This window comes from Solwaraspora sp. WMMA2080 (assembly GCF_027497395.1).
GTDB lineage: Bacteria > Actinomycetota > Actinomycetes > Mycobacteriales > Micromonosporaceae > Micromonospora_E.
The window spans coordinates 2,189,502-2,206,542 of record NZ_CP114910.1 but is presented as its reverse complement, the minus strand read 5'-3'; the positions used below and the strand labels follow the sequence as shown (position 1 = coordinate 2,206,542).

Below are 17,041 nucleotides of genomic sequence, written 5' to 3'. Positions count from 1 at the left end.
CAGGTGCCGGTCAGCCGGTCGCCAGCAGGTGGTCCAGCTTCTCGTACCCCTCGCGGACGCCGTGCTCCATCCCGCTGGCCAGCATCTGGTCGCGGGCGACCAGGTTTTCGACCAGCGACAGTACGGTGACCCGAGTGCCGCCATCGGGCAGGTCCTCGAAGGTGGCGGTGTCCAGGCTGACCCCGTCAGGCACCCCGTCGTAGGTGAAGGTCTGCACCAGCCGCTCGTCGGGGCGTACCTCGTGGAAGGAACCGTAGAATCCGGCGATCTGTTCGCCGTCGCGCCAGTTCGTGTAGCGGTAGCTGCCGCCGGTGCGGCCGTCCCAGTGTTCGATCCGCAGCTCCAGGTCCTTCGGGCCGAGCCACTGGGTGACCAGGTCGGGGTCGATCCAGGCGCGGAACACCCGGGCCCGGGGCGCGGCGAAGTCGCGGACGATCTGGATCGAGGGCAGGTCGGGGTGCGCCTCGATACGGGTACGGGTGGTCGGGTCGCCGGTCGTGGTCGTGGCTTTCACGCTGCTCCTTGCTGTTTTGGGTCGATTCCGTGGGTGCTTTGACGGTCGGTGGTCGGCTGGTCGTCGTCCAGCGCCGCCAGAACGGCGTCCAGCCGGCTGAACCGCTCCTCCGCCCGTTGGCGGTACCGGTCGAGCCACCGGGACATCAGGTCGAAGACCTCGGCTTCCAGGTGGCAGGGCCGCCGCTGGGCGTCCCGGCTGCGACTGACCAGGCCGGCGTCCTCAAGCACCTTGATGTGCCGGGAGACCGCCTGCACCGAGATGTCGTAGGGCGCGGCCAGTTGATTGACGGTGGCGTCGCCGTCGGTCAGCCGGGTGACGATGTCCCGGCGGGTCGGGTCGGCCAGCGCCGCGAACACCAGCGACAACCGGTCCTCGCTCACCCGGCACCTCCCTCTTGTTCAACGTTCTGGTTGAACAAGAGGTTATGCTGATCCCGGGCAGCTTCGCAACAAATTGGTTGAATAAGCAGCTGGCGCAGGCAAAAAGAAGGGCTGGGCCCCACCGTCCGGTGGGGCCCAGCCATCGCTGTCCAGTGGTCTCGTCGTGTCAGTTGGCCATCAGATCGGCGCCACGCCAAGTGAACTCAGGGTCGGCCTTGAACTGCACCGCGATCTTGACGAGATCGTCGGCGTACTTGTTGGCGTGGTGTCCGCAGAACACCAGCTCGCTGCCGCCCGCCAAAGTCACCCGTAGTTTGCCGGCCGCGTTGCACCGGTCGCACCGTTCATCGGCGCCTACTGCATCCACCGTCTCCGGAGGCGTGAGAGTCGGGGTCATCGCCTTCCTCCTCTGGTCGTCACCGATGAACACACTCTTCGGTCTGTCACCCATCGTCCAACACCGGCGGGGGTCCCCGCCTTCCCGATGTGCCCCCGGGGGACCGGGCTCACACCTGGTAGGCACAGTGTGCCGTGAACCAAGGGTGCCACGTCAACGATCACCGCCGGGTAACGCCGTGATGACCTGGGTTTGGTAGACGCCAAGTGACCAAAGTTACACATTGGGTTGCCCTGAACTGGTCAGTCCAAGTAGTCCCGGAGCACCTGCGAACGTGACGGGTGTCGCAACTTGGACATCGTCTTGGACTCGATCTGGCGGATCCGCTCCCGGGTGACCCCGTAGACCTGTCCGATCTCGTCCAGCGTCCGCGGCTGCCCGTCGGTGAGACCGAACCGCAACCTGACCACCCCGGCCTCGCGTTCCGACAGGGTCTGCAGCACCTGCTGCAGCTGGTCCTGCAGCAACGAGAAGGAGACTGCGTCCACCGCTACCACGGCTTCGGAGTCCTCGATGAAGTCACCGAGCTGGCTGTCGCCCTCGTCGCCGATGGTCTGGTCCAGCGAGATGGGCTCCCGGGCGTACTGCTGGATCTCCAGCACCTTTTCCGGTGTGATGTCCATCTCCTTGGCCAGCTCCTCCGGCGTGGGCTCACGGCCCAAGTCCTGCAGCAGCTCGCGTTGGATACGACCCAGCTTGTTGATCACCTCGACCATGTGCACCGGGATCCGGATGGTGCGCGCCTGGTCGGCCATGGCACGGGTGATGGCCTGGCGGATCCACCAGGTCGCGTAGGTGGAGAACTTGTAGCCCTTGGTGTAGTCGAACTTCTCGACGGCGCGGATCAGGCCGAGGTTGCCCTCCTGGATCAGGTCGAGAAAGGCCATCCCCCGACCGGTGTACCGCTTGGCCAGCGAGACGACCAGCCGCAGGTTTGCCTCCAGCAGGTGGTTCTTGGCCCGCTCCCCGTCCCGGGAGATCCAGCCCAGGTCCCGGGTCAGCTGGGTGGGCATCTTCTGGTCGCTCTCGTCGGCGGCCCGCAGCCGCTCCGCCGCGTACAGCCCGGCCTCGATCCGCTTGGCCAGCTCGACTTCCTGCTCGGCGTTGAGCAGCGGCACCTTGCCGATCTGCTTCAGGTACGCCCGGACCGAGTCGGCCGAGGCGGTCAGCTCGGCGTCCCGGCGGGCCTGCTTGAGCGCCTCGGACTCCTCGTCATCCCACTCGAAGTCGTTGTCCCGGGTAGCGTCGGCCTCGGCCGCCTGGGCGAGCTCGGCCGGCTCCTCCACCACGACGTCCTCGATCTCTGCCGCCAGTGTCTCCGGATCGATCTCCTCGTCCGGCGTGTCCGGGTTGCTGCCGTCCTTCGCGGTGGCCTTGCCCGCCTTGGCCGGGGCCTTGCCGGCCGGCGTGGCGCCGGCGGCCTTGGCCGGGGCGGCACCACCGGCTGCCTTGGCGGCCCGGGTCCGGGTGCCCTTCGGCGCGGGCTTCGCGGCGGGCTTGGCCGCCGGCTCCTCGGCCGGGGTGCCGTTCTGCGCTGCGGCCGGCACCGCCGCCGTGGTGGCCTTGCGGGTGGTGGCCTTCTTCGCCGGCACGGCCACGGCCGGGGCCGGCTCGTCGGGACCCGGCGCCTGTTTCGGGGCGGTCGGGGCCCGACGGGTGGTCTTGGCCGTGGTGGCCTTGGACGCCGGGGTGGCGGACCGGGCCGCGGCGACCCGGCGCCGAGTGCTGGCCGAGCCGTCCACCACGACCGTGACGCCGGCGTCGGCGAGCGCGCGGAGAATCTTCTTGGCTTGGGCCGGAGTCACTTCGGCGGACTCAACCGTCCGTGCGACCTCGGCCGACGTTAGCTGACCACCGGCCTGTTCGGCATGGGCGATCAGGGTGTCGGTTAGCGAGCGTACGTCGGCGCCGGTGTGGCGGAGTTCTGTCACGAATGACCTTCCGGAGGCGATGAACGAGCACGGCCGGACCGGCCACCGCAGCGCGGAGCGACGTGCCGGTTGTGATTGTGTCCCCCCGCGACCGCTCCACCGGCCGGACCGGCTGACCGTGACACGAGGGCAGGCGTGAATTGTAACGCCGTTTGTGGGGATCATCCCGCCACGCGCGAGCCAGCCGCCGGTCGGGGGCCACCGACATGGGACGAACGTGGACTTTGACAGGATGTTACCCCTGCCGTACGGGTGATTGTCGTTGACCACCCGGCCGAGGTGGCCACCGGTCCCCGGCCACCCTGGCGAAGGCGGCGGAGAACCGGGCGTACGGCGAAGAAGGGGAGACGATGGCGGAGCGGACACCCGAACCGGACCACCTGTTGGAGATCGCGGTCGACGTCGCGCGGGCGGCGGCGCGCACCGCGGCCGAGATGCGCCGGGCCGGGGTCTCCGGGCTGGCCACCAAGAGCACCGCGACCGACGTGGTGACCGCCGCGGACCGGGCGGTCGAACGTCAGGCCGTCGCGGCCCTGCGCGAGCGGCGCCCGACCGACTCCGTGCTGGGCGAGGAGTACGGCGACTCCGCTCCGTCCGGGTCGGCCCGGGTGCGCTGGATCCTCGACCCGATCGACGGCACGGTGAACTACCTGTACGGGCTGCCGAACTACGCCGTGTCGCTCGCCGCAGAGGTCGACGGCCAGGTGGTCGCGGGAGTGGTGCGCAACGCGGCCACCGGGGCCGAATGGACCGCCGTGCGGGGCGGTGGTGCCTACCGCGACGGGCGACGGCTGGCCGGCTCCGATCAGTCGGAGCTGGCCCAGGCCCTGGTCGCCACCGGGTTCGGCTACGACTCGGCGCGCCGGGTGCACCAGGCGCAGGTGCTCGTCGGCCTGATGCCGCATGTGCGGGACATCCGCCGGTTCGGCGCGGCGGCGATCGACCTGTGCCTGGCCGCCGAGGGCCAGGTCGACGCGTACTTCGAGAAGGGCCTCAACCCCTGGGACCAGGCGGCGGGGGGACTGGTGGCGGCGGAAGCGGGCCTGCTGGTCGCCGGACTGGCCGGGGCACCGGCCGGACCGCAGATGGTGGTGGCCGCTCCACCGGCGTTGTTCCCGGCGCTGGAGGGGCACCTGAACCGGCTGGACGCCGCCAGCGGGCCGTGAGGGCAGGGTCGGTCAGTCCTCGGGCGCGGCGCAGGTCTGTGGCGGCAGCACCGGCTTGCCCAGCGCCGCCAGCGACTGGTTCACCTCGGTGGTGGTCGCCAGTTGCCGGAACGCGTTGCCAATGACCACGTCCACGATGTCGTCCTCGCGGGCCGGGTCGTACTCGGTCCTGGCCTGGTCGAGGAAGTACGCGCGCATCAGGTGGGCCGAGCCGACCGCCTCGGGGCCGTACCGCAGCACGGCCACGTCGTCGATCCGCCGACCCTCCGGGTCGTTGGCCGCCTCCTCGATCTGGAAGTTGCGGTTGCTCAGATCGTCGGCGATGTTGGTGGCGAGCCCGCTGGTGTCGGTCGCATTGTAGACATTGAGCCGGACGTCCTTGGCCTCCCGCAGTTGGACGTCGGCCAGTGCCCAGCCGTCCGGGCAGGTGGTCGCGGTGGCCTCGCCCCCCTGGCTGTCGCGGACCATCGCGACGATGACGAAGACCAGGGCGAACACGACAAGTCCGCCGATGACAACGAGCGCTCGCACGCGCGCAAAGCTCATGGATCTGGCCCCCTGCGAGGTGTGGCGGTGCCGGGTGTCGGCCCGCCGCACCGGTGAGTACCGAGTATGCCCGCCGAGGTTAGCGGTTGTCCGGACGGCACGGTAAACAGCTCGCCGTCCGGCCGGCGTGCCGGCGCCGATCGGCCGGCGGGTACCCCTATCTTCGTGTCGCCTGAGTCACACTGGGAACAACTTCCGGTGTCTGGGCGTACATCAGTCCCACAAGGGCGGTATACATGCGTCGGCCAGAGAGGGGTAAGGTACCGCGCTCGCGGGGGGAGTTTCCTGCGGCAACCGCAAAACGGCGCAAAACGGTACGTTTCGCCGGGATGCGGTCTCATCAGGGCCCGCACGGGAACCGAAATACCGTCGTCCGGCGTTATCACCGGAAGCGACTGAACGATACGGGAGAGTGAACCGATGGCCACCGACTACGACGCTCCGCGTCGCGACGAGGTCGACCTCGGCGAGGACAGCCTGGAGGAGCTCAAGGCACGGCGCGTCGACTCACAGTCGGGCGCCGTCGATGTGGACGAAGCCGAGGTGGCCGAGAGCTTCGAGCTGCCCGGTGCCGACCTGGCGGACGAGGAACTGACGGTGAAGGTGCTGCCGATGCAGTCGGACGAGTTCCGCTGCGCGCGCTGCTTCCTGGTCCACCACCGCAGTCAACTCGCCGTCGAGCGCAACAACGAGCTGATCTGTCGCGAGTGCACCTGACGACACACCGGGGGAAGAGGGGGACACGCGGCGACCTCGACACGAGGTCGCCGCAGTCGCCGTGACCGTGTCCGGCCGCCGGCCCTGGAGGCAGCATGACCGATCCTGACCGCTCCGCGCAGGACGGCGACCGGGCCGGGACCGACCGGTTCGCCGCCACAGTGGCCGAACTGACCGGGGACGCGACCCCGCCGGTCGCCCGGCGACGCCTGCTCGGGCGGCTCGTCGAACAACTGCGTCGGCGCGGCGTGACCGAGCTGTTCAAGCCGGCGGCGGCGGGCCGGTGGCTGGTCCAGGCGGTGGCCGACGTCGCCCCGTACCTCCCGGTCCGCGATCTGGCCACGTTGCGCCAGCACCATCCGGGCCTCGACGACGAGGAGCTGGCCGAGCGGCTGATCCGCAACGCCAGCCGGGTCAGCGCCGGGATCGGCGCGGCGGGTGGCGGCGTCTCGGCGGTCCAGTGGACCGTCACCCCGACCCTGCTGTCCGCGCCGGTACTGCTGGCGGCCGAGACGGTCGCCGTCGTGGCCGTGGAGCTCAAGCTGGTCGGCGAGCTGCACCAGGTGTACGGCGTACCGGTGCCCGGTACCGGCACGGAGCGTGCCGTCAACATGATCCACGCCTGGGCCAACCAGCGGGGCGTCAACCCGATGGTGCCCGGTGTCGGAGTGGGCGCGGTGCTCGGCACCGCCGCCCGTCGCGAGCTGGGCGAGCTCCTGCTTCGCCGATTCGGCCGCAACCTCACCACCCTCGGCCCGTTCCTGACCGGCGCGGCGGTGGCCAGCTATCTCAACCGTCGGGCGACCCGGGCACTCGCCGACCGCGTCCGCGCCGACCTGGGTAGCCAGCGGCGGGCGCTCGGTCTGATGCATCCGCCGGCTCCACCGGCGATCGGGGGCGTGCGCCCACAGCCCGAATGATCCGGCCTCAGCGTGCCGGCGGCTCGCCGGTGGCGCCGCCAGCCGTCGGGCGGTCACCGGTCGGGCCGGCTGCCTGGCCCTGCCGGGCGGCGCGGATCTCGCCGGCCAACCGGACCGGGTCCCGGGTGCTCACCACCCAGTACGGCGTGGGGTCCGCCGGATCGTTCAGCACGACCTGTACGGCGCCGGCGATCCACGGCCGTTGGATGACGAACGCCAGCGGATCGGCGCCTACTCCGAGCAGTTCCCGGCGGCCGTCGCCGTCCAGGGCGACGACCTCGGCGACGTACCGCAGGGGCAGTCGGGCATCGTCGACCTGGAGCTCGTCCGAGGTGACCCGGATCGGGATTCGACCCAGCCACCACAGGCCGGCGACGGTCGACGGCAGCAGCACGCTGAACGGCAGCCAGGCCCGGACCCCGGAGGTGCCCATCCAGACCTCGGTGGCCAGGAAGGCGGCGAGCGCCGATCCGCCCACCCAGAGCCACCACGGCAGGCGGAGTCGCTCCCGGTAGTGCACCACGGCCCGGTACGGTGTGTCGGGTTCGGCGGAAGCGGATGCCACGTCGTCCGAGGGTACGGGTTCAGCAGCGGGGTGTGTTCGGCGGCCTGTGGTGCGCGGGAGTCGTCCCGGTCGGCGGTGGCGGAGAGGTGGGGTTCATGTCTGACACGGTGCGGGTGGCGGTGTGTCGGCTCGATCCGGGTCTGCCGGTGCCGGGCTACGCCCATCCCGACGACGCCGGGGCTGACCTGTTCGCCGCCGAGGACGCCGAGTTGGCTCCCGGCGCGCGGGCACTGGTGCGTACCGGGGTGGCGGTCGCACTGCCGGCCGGGTACGTCGGGCTGGTCCACCCCCGCTCCGGCCTCGCCGCGCGGCTGGGCGTCACCGTGCTGAACGCCCCCGGTACGGTCGACGCGGGCTACCGCGGTGAGATCCTGGTGAACCTGATCAACCACGATCCGTCCCGGCCGGCCCGGATATGCCGAGGTGACCGGATAGCCCAACTTGTGATACAACGCGTCGAAACAGCAGAGTTCTCTGTCGTCGACGAGCTGCCCGACTCGGCGCGAGGTTCCGCCGGACACGGCTCGACCGGCGGCCATGCCGGCCTGTCCGTCGTGGTCCAGCCGACCCCGGCCGAACCGGCAGCCCGCTGACCAGCGACAGCGCATACGGAAGGTTGGCATCGTGGTCTTCTCCCGCGGCCGCGGGCGCGGCCGGCACGCCCAGGACGGACTCGTCGGTCCCGAGACCGACGACCTGGCGCCAGGCAACCCCACGCAGGGCCCGTACGACGTGACCGAGGCCCCGACCGGCGTCCGCCGGCTCGACCTGGGCAGCCTGCAGATCCCCGCGATCGAAGGGGTGGAGGTCCGGGTCCAGGCCAACCCGGACGGGGCGATCCAGCAGGTGGTGCTCGCCAACCGGGGCAGTGCGCTGCAGCTCGGGGTCTTCGCCGCACCGCGTACCGAGGGCATCTGGGACGAGGTGCGCGTCGAGATCACCGAGTCGCTGCGCCGCGACGGGGCGACCGTCCGGGAAGCCGTCGGCGAGTACGGACCTGAGCTGGTGGCCCAGGTGCGTACCCCGGACGGCGGCACCGACCTGCGGTTCGTCGGCATCGACGGACCACGCTGGATGGTGCGGGCGCTGTTCCAGGGCCCGGCCGCCGTGGACCCGTCGGCCGCCGCGACGCTCATCGAGGTGCTGCACGGTCTGGTCGTCAACCGCGGCCAGGAGGCCAAGCCGGTACGCGAACCGTTGCCGCTGCGACTGCCCCGCGAGCTCGCCGAGCAGGCGCGGCAGTCGCCGCCGGCCACGCCGTAGCGCGCCGCCGCCCCCGCCGCCCGCCGTGGCGGCACCGGCGGGCCGGGCCCACCGATCGGCCGGGCGCACCGGCCAGTTGGCCGGTGCCGGTCGCGGCGTACCCTGGTGGGGCGGTCCGCGCCCGACGTGGATCCGCGCCGCACCGGCGACGCCGAGGAGGGGCAGACGGTCATGGCGATCGATGAACGCCGTCCGTCGCTGCGCCGGTTCCTGCGCCGGCTCGCCGCCACCGAAGCCGAGCTTGACGCCGAACAGCTACAGCGGGAGAGCGCCGAGTGCGGAGCTACCCCCGCCGGGCAGTGTCACCGCGGCGAGGTTGTCTCGGTCTCCGGTCGGCTCCGTACGGTGGTCTACTGCCCTCGGACCAACCTGCCGAGCCTGGAGGCCGACCTCTACGACGGTAGCGACGTCGTCACCCTGGTCTGGCTGGGCCGGCGACGGATCGCCGGTATCGAACCAGGCCGCCAGCTCACCGCCCGCGGCCGGGTCGCGGTCCGCGACGACCGTAAGGTGATCTACAACCCGCACTACGAGTTGGAATCCCCCCGGTGAGCCGGCCGGTCCCGTCCGGCGCCGCCACCGACGAAGGAAGGCGGTGCCGATGACCTCTGGACAGCACCCCCCGGCAGCCGGCAATGACGACGAGGAACGCCTGCCGAGCATCACCGAGCAGATGGCCGAGCAGCTCGGCGGCTGGCGCGGGCTCGTCGAGTCGAGCGTGCCGATCGCCGTCTTCGTTGTCTGCAACGTCATCTGGGAACTGTCGGTGGCGCTGATCGCCGCGGTGAGTGTCGCGGTCGGTATCGCGGTGGTCCGGCTGCTGCAGCGTCGTCCGATCCGGCACGCGGTCAACGGGCTGTTCGGCATCGGCATCGGTGCCCTGCTCGCCTGGCGGACCGGCGAGGAACGCGACTTCTACCTGCCCGGCATCCTGTACGGCATCGGCTACGGACTGGCTCTGCTCGGCTCGGTGGTGATCCGCCAGCCGCTGGTCGGCTGGATCTGGTCGGTGCTCGCGGCAGGCGGCCGCTCCGAGTGGCGCGCCGACCCCGTGCTGATCCGCACCTTCAACCGGCTGACCGTGCTCTGGGGCGTCGTCTGGCTGCTCAAGGTCGGTGTACAGGCCGGCTTCTACGTCGCGTCGATGGAGACCGCGCTGGGCGTCTCCCGGCTGCTGCTCGGCTATCCGCCGTACGCGGTGCTGCTGGCGATCACCATCTGGGTCGTCCGTCGGGTCAACCGTGAGCGCCACGGCGCCGGACCGGTGCTGGCCGCCTCGAACTGACAGCCGCCCGTCCGCTGGCCGGCCGGGGTTCAGTCCTGCGGTGGCGGTTGCTCGTTGCGGACCGGCGCTGGCGGCTGCTCGCCGCGCCGGGTGCGGGCCACGCTGTCCGCCCCGAGGACGACCGCTCGGACGTCGTCCTCCACCTCAGCGGTGCAGACGAAGACGAGTTCGTCACCGGGTTCGAGCGGGTCGTCCGGGCCGGGGGTCAGTACCCGCTTGCCCCGGACGATCGCCACCAGGGCGGAGTCGCGGGGCAGCGGCACGGTGCGCACGGCGTGCCCGACGTACGGGGCGTCGGTCGGCAGGGTGATCTCCACCAGGTTCGCCTCACCCTGGCGGAAGGTCATCAGTCGGACCAGGTCGCCGACCGTCACCGCCTCCTCGACCAGTGCCGCCATCACCCGTGGCTTGCTGACCGCCACGTCGACGCCCCACTGCTCGGTGAACAGCCACTCGTTCTCGGCCCGGTTCACCCGTGCCACCACCCGGAGGACGCTGAACTCCGTCTTGGCCAGCAGCGAGACCACCAGGTTCACCTTGTCGTCCCCGGTGGCCGCGACGACCACGTCGTACGTGCTCAGCTCGACGTCCTCCAGGCTGGCCACCTCGCATGCGTCGGCCAACACCCAGTCGGCCTCCGGCACCCGGTCCGGCAGGAACAGCGCGGGATTGCGTTCGATGAGGGTCACCTGATGGCCGTTGCCGATCAGTTCCTGGGCGATGGAGCGGCCGACGTTGCCGGCACCCGCGATGGCCACCCGCATCACCGCGCTCCTTCCGGCAGGCTGCCGGCGGTCAACGTGACGGCGTCGGCAATGTCGTCGGTGACCAGCATGAAGACCTGGTCACCTTCCTGCAGCACGGTTGACGGGGTCGGCAGCGTGCCGATTCCGAACCGCATCAGGTAGGCCGCCCGGGTGCCGGCCGCCCGCTCCAGCGCCTGCAGCGGCCGCCCGATCCACTCCCGGTGCAGCGGCACCTCGACGATCGACACCGTGCTGGTCGGGTCCCGGAAGATCTCCACGTGCCCTTCGGGGACCAGGTGCCGCAGCATCCGGTCGGCGGTCCACCGTACGGTCGCCACCGTCGGGATGCCGAGCCGTTCGTAGACCTCGGCCCGCCGCTGGTCGTAGATGCGGGCGGCGACCCGGGACACGCCGAACGTCTCGCGGGCCAGCCGGGCCGAGATGATGTTGGAGTTGTCGCCACTGGAGACGGCGGCGAAGGCGTCGGCCTGCTCGATCCCGGCCGACTGCAGCACGTCGCGGTCGTAGCCGGAGCCGGTGACCCGGGTGCCGGCGAAGTCGTTGGGCAGCCGACGGAACGCGTTGGCGTCCTTGTCGATCACCGCGACCGAGTGGCCGCGGTCCTCCAGGTTGTGTGCCAGGGTCGAGCCGACCCGGCCGCAACCCATGATCACGACGTGCACCTGGGCCCTCCCGCAGGGCGATCCGTCGAACGCGTGCCGGAGCGGACCCACGTTCACCTGCCAGCCTGCCACGCGGCGGCCGGATGACGCGCCGACCGTACCGTGCCGGCGGGCAGGCCGCGTGATCAGCCACCCGGATTCGTCGGGAGCCGGACGGCCGTACCCTTAGCGCTTGTGGCCAGTCCGACCTCCCTGATCAAACGGCTGCTGCTGGGCCGGCCGTTCCGGTCCGACCGGCTCCAGCACACCCTGCTGCCCAAGCGGGTGGCGCTGCCGGTCTTCTCGTCCGACGCGCTCTCCTCGGTGGCGTACGCGCCGGACGAGATCCTGCTGACCCTGTCCATCGCCGGGGCGGCCGCGTTCGTCTACTCGCCGTGGGTCACTCTGGCGGTGGCGGTGGTGATGGTCACGGTGGTGGCCAGCTACCGGCAGAACGTGCACGCCTACCCGTCCGGTGGCGGCGACTACGAGGTGGCCAGCGTCAACCTCGGTCCTCGGTTCGGCGTCGGGGTGGCCAGCGCCCTGCTGATCGACTACGTACTGACCGTCGCCGTCTCGGTCGCCTCCGGGGTGGCCAACCTCGGCTCGGTGCTGCCGTTCGTGGCCGAGCACAAGGTGCCGGTGGCGGTGGCGGCCATCGTGGCGCTCACCGCCCTCAACCTGCGCGGGGTGCGGGAGTCCGGGCGGATGTTCGCCGTACCGACGTACGGCTTCGTCATCGTGATCACCGCGGTAATCGCCACCGGCCTGATCCGGATCTTCATCCTCGGGCACGACCTGCGCGCGCCCAGCGCGGACCTGGTCATCGCCGCCGAGTGGGTCGACCTGACCGGCTTCGCGATGGCGTTCCTGCTGCTGCGGGCCTTCTCGTCGGGCTGCGCGGCGTTGACCGGGGTGGAGGCGATCTCCAACGGCGTGCCGGCGTTTCGCCCACCGAAGAGCCGCAACGCCGCCACCACCCTGGTGCTGCTCGGCGCGCTGTCGGTGGCCATGATCGCCGGGATCATCTGGCTGGCCCAGCTCACCGGGCTGCAGTTCGTGGAGAACCCGGCGCTGCAGATCGAGTCCGGCCCGGACGGCTACGTGCAGAAGACGGTGGTGGCCCAGCTGGCCGAGACCGTCTTCGGCTCCGGTGTGCTGCTCTTCGTCGCCGCCGGGGTGACCGCGCTGATCCTGTTCCTCGCCGCGAACACCGCGTTCAGCGGATTCCCGGTGCTCGGCTCGATCCTCGCCCAGGACCGGTACCTGCCCCGCCAGCTGCACACCCGGGGCGACCGGCTGGCGTTCAGCAACGGCATCCTGTTCCTCGCCGGCTTCGCGATCGTGCTGACCGTGGTGCTTCAGGCCGAGGTGACCCGGCTGATCCAGCTCTACATCGTCGGGGTGTTCGTCTCGTTCACCCTGTCCCAGGCCGGCATGCTGCGGCACTGGAACCGGCGACTGCGTACCGAGCGGGACCCGGCGGTACGCCGTCGGATGCACCGGGCGCGGGCGATCAACGGGTTCGGCATGACGCTGACCGGCGCCGTCCTGGTCGTCGTGCTGGTCACCAAGTTCGCCCTCGGCGCGTGGATCGCGATCGCCGCGATGGCCGGCGTGTACGCGCTGATGCTGGGCATCCGCCGGCACTACGACACGGTGGCCCGGGAACTCACCCCGGCCGAGGGCCGGCCGGTGCTGCCCGCCCGCAACCACGCCGTGGTGCTGGTCAGCAAGGTCCACCTGCCGACGCTGCGGGCGGTCGCGTACGCCCAGGCCACCCGCCCGGACTCGCTGGCCGCGCTCACCGTACGGGTGGACGACGCGGACACCCGCGCGGTGCAGGCCGAGTGGGACCGCCGCGAGCTGCCGGTGCCGCTGACCGTGGTCGACTCGCCGTACCGGGAGATCACCCGGCCGATCATCGACTACGTCAAGTCGGTGCGTCGCGACGCGCCACGCGACGTGGTCACCGTGTTCATCCCCGAGTACGTGGTCGGCCACTGGTGGGAGAACCTGCTGCACAACCAGAGCGCGCTTCGGCTGAAGGGCCGGCTGCTGTTCGAACCGGGGGTGATGGTGACCAGCGTCCCATGGCAGTTGGCGTCGAGCGTCGGCCGGGACCTGAGCCGGTACGACGAGGCGCTCAGCCGCGGTCCGGCGCGTGGTCCGCGCCCGATGCCCACTGATCCGATCGACCCGGTCGACCCGGACGATCTGGCTGTCGCGTCCGATTCGGCCGGGCCGACGGTGCCGGCGGATCCGGCGGGGTCGGGCGGCCAACGGCCGGCGTCGGAGGGGCAGGTACGCGGTGACCGGTGACACCGGAAATTCCGCACGGGCCGACCTGGCGGAAGGCGACCGGACGACGGTACGGGTGGGCACCGTGGCACACGGCGGCCACTGCGTCGCCCGGGTCGACGGCCAGGTGGTCTTCGTCCGGCACGCCCTGCCGGGCGAACTGGTCACCGTCGAGATCACCGAGACGCACCGGGGCTACCTGCGCGGTGACGCGGTGACCGTGCACGAACCGGCTCCGGACCGGGTCGAGCCACCCTGCCGGTACGCCGGCCCCGGCCGCTGCGGCGGCTGCGACCTGCAGCACGTCACCGTGGCCGGTCAGCTGGCCTGGAAGGAGGCGGTGGTCCGGGAGCAACTGCTGCGACTCGGTGGGCTGACCGGGGCCGAGGTCGACGGGTTGGCGCCGCAGGTCCGGCCGCTGCCGGGCGGACCGCTCGGCTGGCGGACCCGGGTGCGCTACACCGTCGACGCCGCAGACCGGGCCGGCCTGCTCAAGCACCGGTCACACGAGGTGGTGCCGGTGGACCGTTGCCTGATCGCCCACCCGGCCGTGCAGGCGGCGCCGGTGGTGCCGGCCGCCGGACGTCGGTGGCCGGGTGTCGACGCGGTCGAGGTGGTCGCCTCGGCCGCCGGCGAGGTCGTCGTCACCCCGGTCGGCGGGTCGGCACCCCGGTCGGCGGGGACGTCCGGCGCTGGGTCCGGTGCGCAGTCGGACCTGCCCGGCGCGGTGTCCGATGCGCTACCCGGTTCGGTGACGCAGGTCACTGAGTCCGCCGCCGGCCGCCACTGGCGGCTGCCGGCCGGGGCGTTCTGGCAGGTGCATCCGGCGGCCGCCGACACCCTGATCACCTCGGTGCTGGACCTGCTGCGTCCCCGTCCCGGCGAGTCGGCGTGGGACCTGTACGGCGGTGCTGGTCTGTTCGCCGCCGCGGTGGCCGGCCGGACCGGGCCGCACGGGCGGGTCACGATGGTCGAATCGTCGTCCGCCGGGGTGGCTGCGGCCCGACTCAACCTGGCCGACCTGCCCCGGATCGAGGTGGTCGCGGCCCGGGTGGAGACGGCGCTGACCCGCCGCCGGATCACCGGACCGGTCGACCTGGTGGTGCTCGATCCGCCCCGGGCCGGTGCGGGCGCCCGCGTGGTCGCCGGGATCGCAGCGGCCACCCGGCGGGCCATCGCCTACGTTGCCTGCGACCCGGCCGCGCTCGCCCGGGACGTGCGTACCTTCCGCGACCTCGGCTGGTCGCTGACGGCGTTGCACGGCTACGACTGCTTCCCGATGACCCGGCACGTCGAGTGCGTCGCCCTGCTCACCCCGGCCGCCGGTCGATGACCCCGGTCGGACGGACCCGCGGGCAGGCCGCACATCGGCCCGCCAGCAGGCCGCACGTCGACCGGTCGGCGGCGCTGCGCAGCGGCGCGATCCCGATAGACTCTGCGGTCATGGGCGGACGCCGTACGCGGGCCGGAGCGTACGCCGCCGCCGGGTAGCCGCCCAGCGCCGCACATCGGCGCGCGCCGGGCAGTTGGGAGCGAAATTGAGCCAGGTAGAGGCAGGATCCGACGGCCGATTGCTGGCCACCGTCCGCACACCTCAGGACGTCAAGCGGCTCTCCGCCGACGAGCTGGCGGTGCTGTCCGCCGAGATCCGTGACTTCCTGGTCGCCAAGGTGTCCCGCACCGGCGGGCACCTGGGACCCAACCTCGGTGTGGTGGAGTTGACCATCGCCATGCACCGGGTCTTCGACTCACCTCGGGACCGGTTCCTGTTCGACACCGGTCACCAGGCGTACGTGCACAAGATCCTGACCGGCCGGCAGGCCGCCTTCGACCAGCTCCGCCAACGAGGTGGCCTGTCCGGCTATCCGAGCCAGGCCGAGAGCGAGCACGACCTGATCGAGAACTCGCACGCCTCCACCGCACTGTCCTATGCGGATGGTCTGGCCAAGGCGTACGCGTTGCGCGGCGAGGCGCGCAGCGTGGTCGCCGTCGTCGGTGACGGGGCGTTGACCGGCGGCATGTGCTGGGAGGCGCTCAACAACATAGCCGGTGCCCGCAACCCGCTGGTCATCGTGGTCAACGACAACGGCCGGTCGTACGCGCCGACCATCGGTGGTCTGGCCGACCACCTGGCGGCCCTACGGCTGAACCCCGGCTACGAGAAGGTCCTCGACCTGGTCAAGGACACCCTCGGCGCCACCCCGATGGTCGGCCGGCCGATGTACGAGGTGCTGCACGCGGTCAAGAAGGGCATCAAGGACGCGGTCGCGCCGCAGACCATGTTCGAGGACCTCGGCATCAAGTACGTCGGCCCGATCGACGGCCACGACCTGGCCGCCGTCGAGTCGGCGTTGCAGCGGGCCAAGGGCTTCGGCGGGCCGGTGATCGTGCACGTGGTGACCCGAAAGGGGTACGGCTACCGGCCGGCCGAGGAGGACGAGGCCGACTGCCTGCACGGTCCGAGCAGCGCTTTCGATGTGGAGACCGGCAAGCTGCTGGCCGCGCCGGCGGTGAAGTGGACCCACGTCTTCGCCGACGAGCTGGTGGCGGTCGCCGACGAGCGGCCCGACGTCGTCGGGATCACCGCGGCGATGGCCGAGCCGACCGGCATCGCGTCGCTGGCCCGCAAGTACCCGCACCGGGTGTACGACGTCGGTATCGCCGAGCAGCACGCCACCACCTCGGCCGCCGGCCTGGCGATGGGCGGGCTGCACCCGGTGGTCGCGGTCTACGCGACGTTCCTCAACCGGGCGTTCGACCAGGTGCTGCTGGACGTGGCGATGCACCGGTTGCCGGTGACCTTCGTGCTGGACCGGGCCGGGGTGACCGGCCCGGACGGGCCCAGCCACTACGGCATCTGGGACATGTCGGTCTTCGGGGTGGTGCCAGGGCTGCGGATCGCCGCCCCCCGGGACGCGGCGACTCTGCGTGAGGAGCTGCGCGAGGCGGTGGCGGTCGACGACGGCCCGACCCTGGTGCGCTTCCCGACCGGTTCGGTCGCCGCCGACCTGCCGGCGGTGCGTCGGGTCGGGGGGGTGGACGTGCTGGTCGAGTCCGACCGGCGCGACGTGCTGCTGATCGCCGTCGGCGCGTTCGGACACCTCGGCGTCGACGTGGCGGCCCGGGTCGCCGAGCAGGGCTACGGGGTGACCGTGGTCGACCCGCGCTGGGTCCGTCCAGTCGCCGCCGAGCTGGTCGAGCTCGCCGCCGCACACCGGCTGGTGGTCACCGTCGAGGACGGGGTACGCACCGGCGGTGTCGGGGACGCCGTTGCCAAGGCGCTGCGCGATGCCGATGTGCCGGTGCCGCTGCGTGATCTCGGCGTACCGGCCGACTGGCATCCGCACGGCAGCCGGGCGCAGATCCTTGCCGATCTGCGGCTGACCGCGCAGGACGTGGCGCGCGACGTGACCGGCTGGATCTCCGGGCTGGATGATCCGGACAACGACCCGCCGGCCGGCACGGGCTTCGTCGGTGACGTTTCCGGTGACCGGGCCACCACCCGACGTGGTGCCGGCCGGCGCAGCTGAGCGTCGAGTCAGTCGCTCGCGCACCGGTTCCCGCGAGCTCTGCGGACGGCCGTCGTTCGGGGTTGATCCACTCTGCCTCATCGACACGCCGTCGCCGAGTCATCGCAAGCTTTCC

The 17,041-nt window shown here is 71.6% G+C and carries 18 protein-coding genes; 10 read left to right on the top strand and 8 right to left on the bottom strand.

The window, feature by feature from the left end; all coding sequences use genetic code 11:
• Positions 1-10: 10 nt before the first annotated feature.
• The 4 genes from O7543_RS10035 to O7543_RS10020 form a co-directional block, all read right to left on the bottom strand.
• Positions 11-514, bottom strand: coding sequence for an SRPBCC family protein (locus tag O7543_RS10035; protein WP_281554070.1), 504 nt, complete (start codon positions 512-514; stop codon positions 11-13).
• On the bottom strand, positions 511-897 hold the full coding sequence (locus O7543_RS10030; RefSeq protein WP_281554071.1) for a metalloregulator ArsR/SmtB family transcription factor: 387 nt from the start codon (positions 895-897) through the stop codon (positions 511-513). Before O7543_RS10030 ends, O7543_RS10035 begins: the two co-directional genes overlap by 4 nt.
• A 166-nt stretch (positions 898-1,063) precedes the next feature.
• Entirely contained in the window at positions 1,064-1,294 is a 231-nt protein-coding gene (locus tag O7543_RS10025; RefSeq protein ID WP_281554072.1) for a hypothetical protein, read from the bottom strand.
• A 242-nt stretch (positions 1,295-1,536) separates the two neighbouring features.
• Complete coding sequence (locus O7543_RS10020; protein ID WP_281554073.1) at positions 1,537-3,225, bottom strand: RNA polymerase sigma factor; 1,689 nt, start codon at positions 3,223-3,225, stop codon at positions 1,537-1,539.
• Positions 3,226-3,575: 350 nt separating this feature from the next.
• Here O7543_RS10020 and O7543_RS10015 point away from each other — a divergent pair, with 350 nt between their 5' ends.
• On the top strand, positions 3,576-4,391 hold the full coding sequence (locus O7543_RS10015; protein ID WP_281554074.1) for an inositol monophosphatase family protein: 816 nt from the start codon (positions 3,576-3,578) through the stop codon (positions 4,389-4,391).
• Between the two features lie 12 nt (positions 4,392-4,403).
• On the opposite strand, the gene O7543_RS10010 is transcribed toward O7543_RS10015, so the two are convergent.
• Positions 4,404-4,922 (bottom strand): LytR C-terminal domain-containing protein, encoded by a 519-nt coding sequence (locus tag O7543_RS10010; RefSeq protein WP_199757489.1) that lies wholly within the window; start codon positions 4,920-4,922, stop codon positions 4,404-4,406.
• Positions 4,923-5,357: 435 nt separating this feature from the next.
• Here O7543_RS10010 and O7543_RS10005 point away from each other — a divergent pair, with 435 nt between their 5' ends.
• Both O7543_RS10005 and O7543_RS10000 read left to right on the top strand, forming a co-directional pair.
• Positions 5,358-5,654, top strand: coding sequence for a DUF4193 domain-containing protein (locus O7543_RS10005; RefSeq protein WP_123600728.1), 297 nt, complete (start codon positions 5,358-5,360; stop codon positions 5,652-5,654).
• 95 nt (positions 5,655-5,749) lie between these two features.
• The gene (locus O7543_RS10000) at positions 5,750-6,574 is read left to right on the top strand and encodes a hypothetical protein (RefSeq protein WP_281554075.1); all 825 of its coding nucleotides are present in this window, start codon (positions 5,750-5,752) and stop codon (positions 6,572-6,574) included.
• A gap of 7 nt (positions 6,575-6,581) precedes the next feature.
• Here the strand turns inward: O7543_RS10000 and O7543_RS09995 are convergent, their stop codons facing one another.
• Positions 6,582-7,139 (bottom strand): DUF3093 domain-containing protein, encoded by a 558-nt coding sequence (locus O7543_RS09995; protein WP_281554076.1) that lies wholly within the window; start codon positions 7,137-7,139, stop codon positions 6,582-6,584.
• A 95-nt stretch (positions 7,140-7,234) separates the two neighbouring features.
• On the opposite strand from O7543_RS09995, the gene dut reads away from it, so the two are divergent.
• The 4 genes from dut to O7543_RS09975 all read left to right on the top strand — a co-directional run bounded on the left by dut (position 7,235) and on the right by O7543_RS09975 (position 9,687).
• The gene (dut, locus tag O7543_RS09990; protein WP_281554077.1) at positions 7,235-7,732 is read left to right on the top strand and encodes a dUTP diphosphatase; all 498 of its coding nucleotides are present in this window, start codon (positions 7,235-7,237) and stop codon (positions 7,730-7,732) included.
• A gap of 31 nt (positions 7,733-7,763) precedes the next feature.
• Positions 7,764-8,402: a DUF3710 domain-containing protein gene (locus tag O7543_RS09985; RefSeq protein WP_281554078.1), complete on the top strand. Its 639-nt coding sequence runs from the start codon at positions 7,764-7,766 to the stop codon at positions 8,400-8,402.
• Between the two features lie 171 nt (positions 8,403-8,573).
• Positions 8,574-8,954, top strand: coding sequence for an OB-fold nucleic acid binding domain-containing protein (locus O7543_RS09980; RefSeq protein ID WP_278168155.1), 381 nt, complete (start codon positions 8,574-8,576; stop codon positions 8,952-8,954).
• Positions 8,955-9,003: 49 nt separating this feature from the next.
• Complete coding sequence (locus O7543_RS09975) at positions 9,004-9,687, top strand: DUF3159 domain-containing protein (RefSeq protein ID WP_281554079.1); 684 nt, start codon at positions 9,004-9,006, stop codon at positions 9,685-9,687.
• A gap of 29 nt (positions 9,688-9,716) precedes the next feature.
• On the opposite strand, the gene O7543_RS09970 is transcribed toward O7543_RS09975, so the two are convergent.
• The gene (locus O7543_RS09970; protein ID WP_281554080.1) at positions 9,717-10,451 is read right to left on the bottom strand and encodes a TrkA family potassium uptake protein; all 735 of its coding nucleotides are present in this window, start codon (positions 10,449-10,451) and stop codon (positions 9,717-9,719) included.
• On the bottom strand, positions 10,451-11,116 hold the full coding sequence (locus O7543_RS09965) for a TrkA family potassium uptake protein (protein WP_281554081.1): 666 nt from the start codon (positions 11,114-11,116) through the stop codon (positions 10,451-10,453). The genes O7543_RS09970 and O7543_RS09965 overlap by 1 nt, the downstream gene beginning before the upstream one ends.
• Before the next feature lie 174 nt (positions 11,117-11,290).
• Here O7543_RS09965 and O7543_RS09960 point away from each other — a divergent pair, with 174 nt between their 5' ends.
• From O7543_RS09960 to dxs, 3 genes are all read left to right on the top strand, one after another.
• Positions 11,291-13,417 (top strand): APC family permease, encoded by a 2,127-nt coding sequence (locus tag O7543_RS09960; RefSeq protein ID WP_281554082.1) that lies wholly within the window; start codon positions 11,291-11,293, stop codon positions 13,415-13,417.
• A gap of 25 nt (positions 13,418-13,442) precedes the next feature.
• The gene (locus O7543_RS09955; protein WP_281555520.1) at positions 13,443-14,729 is read left to right on the top strand and encodes a TRAM domain-containing protein; all 1,287 of its coding nucleotides are present in this window, start codon (positions 13,443-13,445) and stop codon (positions 14,727-14,729) included.
• A gap of 205 nt (positions 14,730-14,934) precedes the next feature.
• On the top strand, positions 14,935-16,926 hold the full coding sequence (dxs, locus tag O7543_RS09950) for a 1-deoxy-D-xylulose-5-phosphate synthase (protein WP_281554083.1): 1,992 nt from the start codon (positions 14,935-14,937) through the stop codon (positions 16,924-16,926).
• Positions 16,927-17,041: the final 115 nt, after the last annotated feature.

Coding starts and splice junctions, on each gene's coding strand:
- O7543_RS10005 (WP_123600728.1), top strand. CDS start 5,358: ATGGCCACCGACTACGACGCTCCGCGTCGCGACGAGGTCGACCTCGGC.
- O7543_RS09980 (WP_278168155.1), top strand. CDS start 8,574: ATGGCGATCGATGAACGCCGTCCGTCGCTGCGCCGGTTCCTGCGCCGG.
- dut (WP_281554077.1), top strand. CDS start 7,235: ATGTCTGACACGGTGCGGGTGGCGGTGTGTCGGCTCGATCCGGGTCTG.
- O7543_RS09975 (WP_281554079.1), top strand. CDS start 9,004: ATGACCTCTGGACAGCACCCCCCGGCAGCCGGCAATGACGACGAGGAA.
- O7543_RS10025 (WP_281554072.1), bottom strand. CDS start 1,294: ATGACCCCGACTCTCACGCCTCCGGAGACGGTGGATGCAGTAGGCGCC.
- O7543_RS10015 (WP_281554074.1), top strand. CDS start 3,576: ATGGCGGAGCGGACACCCGAACCGGACCACCTGTTGGAGATCGCGGTC.
- O7543_RS09970 (WP_281554080.1), bottom strand. CDS start 10,451: ATGCGGGTGGCCATCGCGGGTGCCGGCAACGTCGGCCGCTCCATCGCC.
- O7543_RS10000 (WP_281554075.1), top strand. CDS start 5,750: ATGACCGATCCTGACCGCTCCGCGCAGGACGGCGACCGGGCCGGGACC.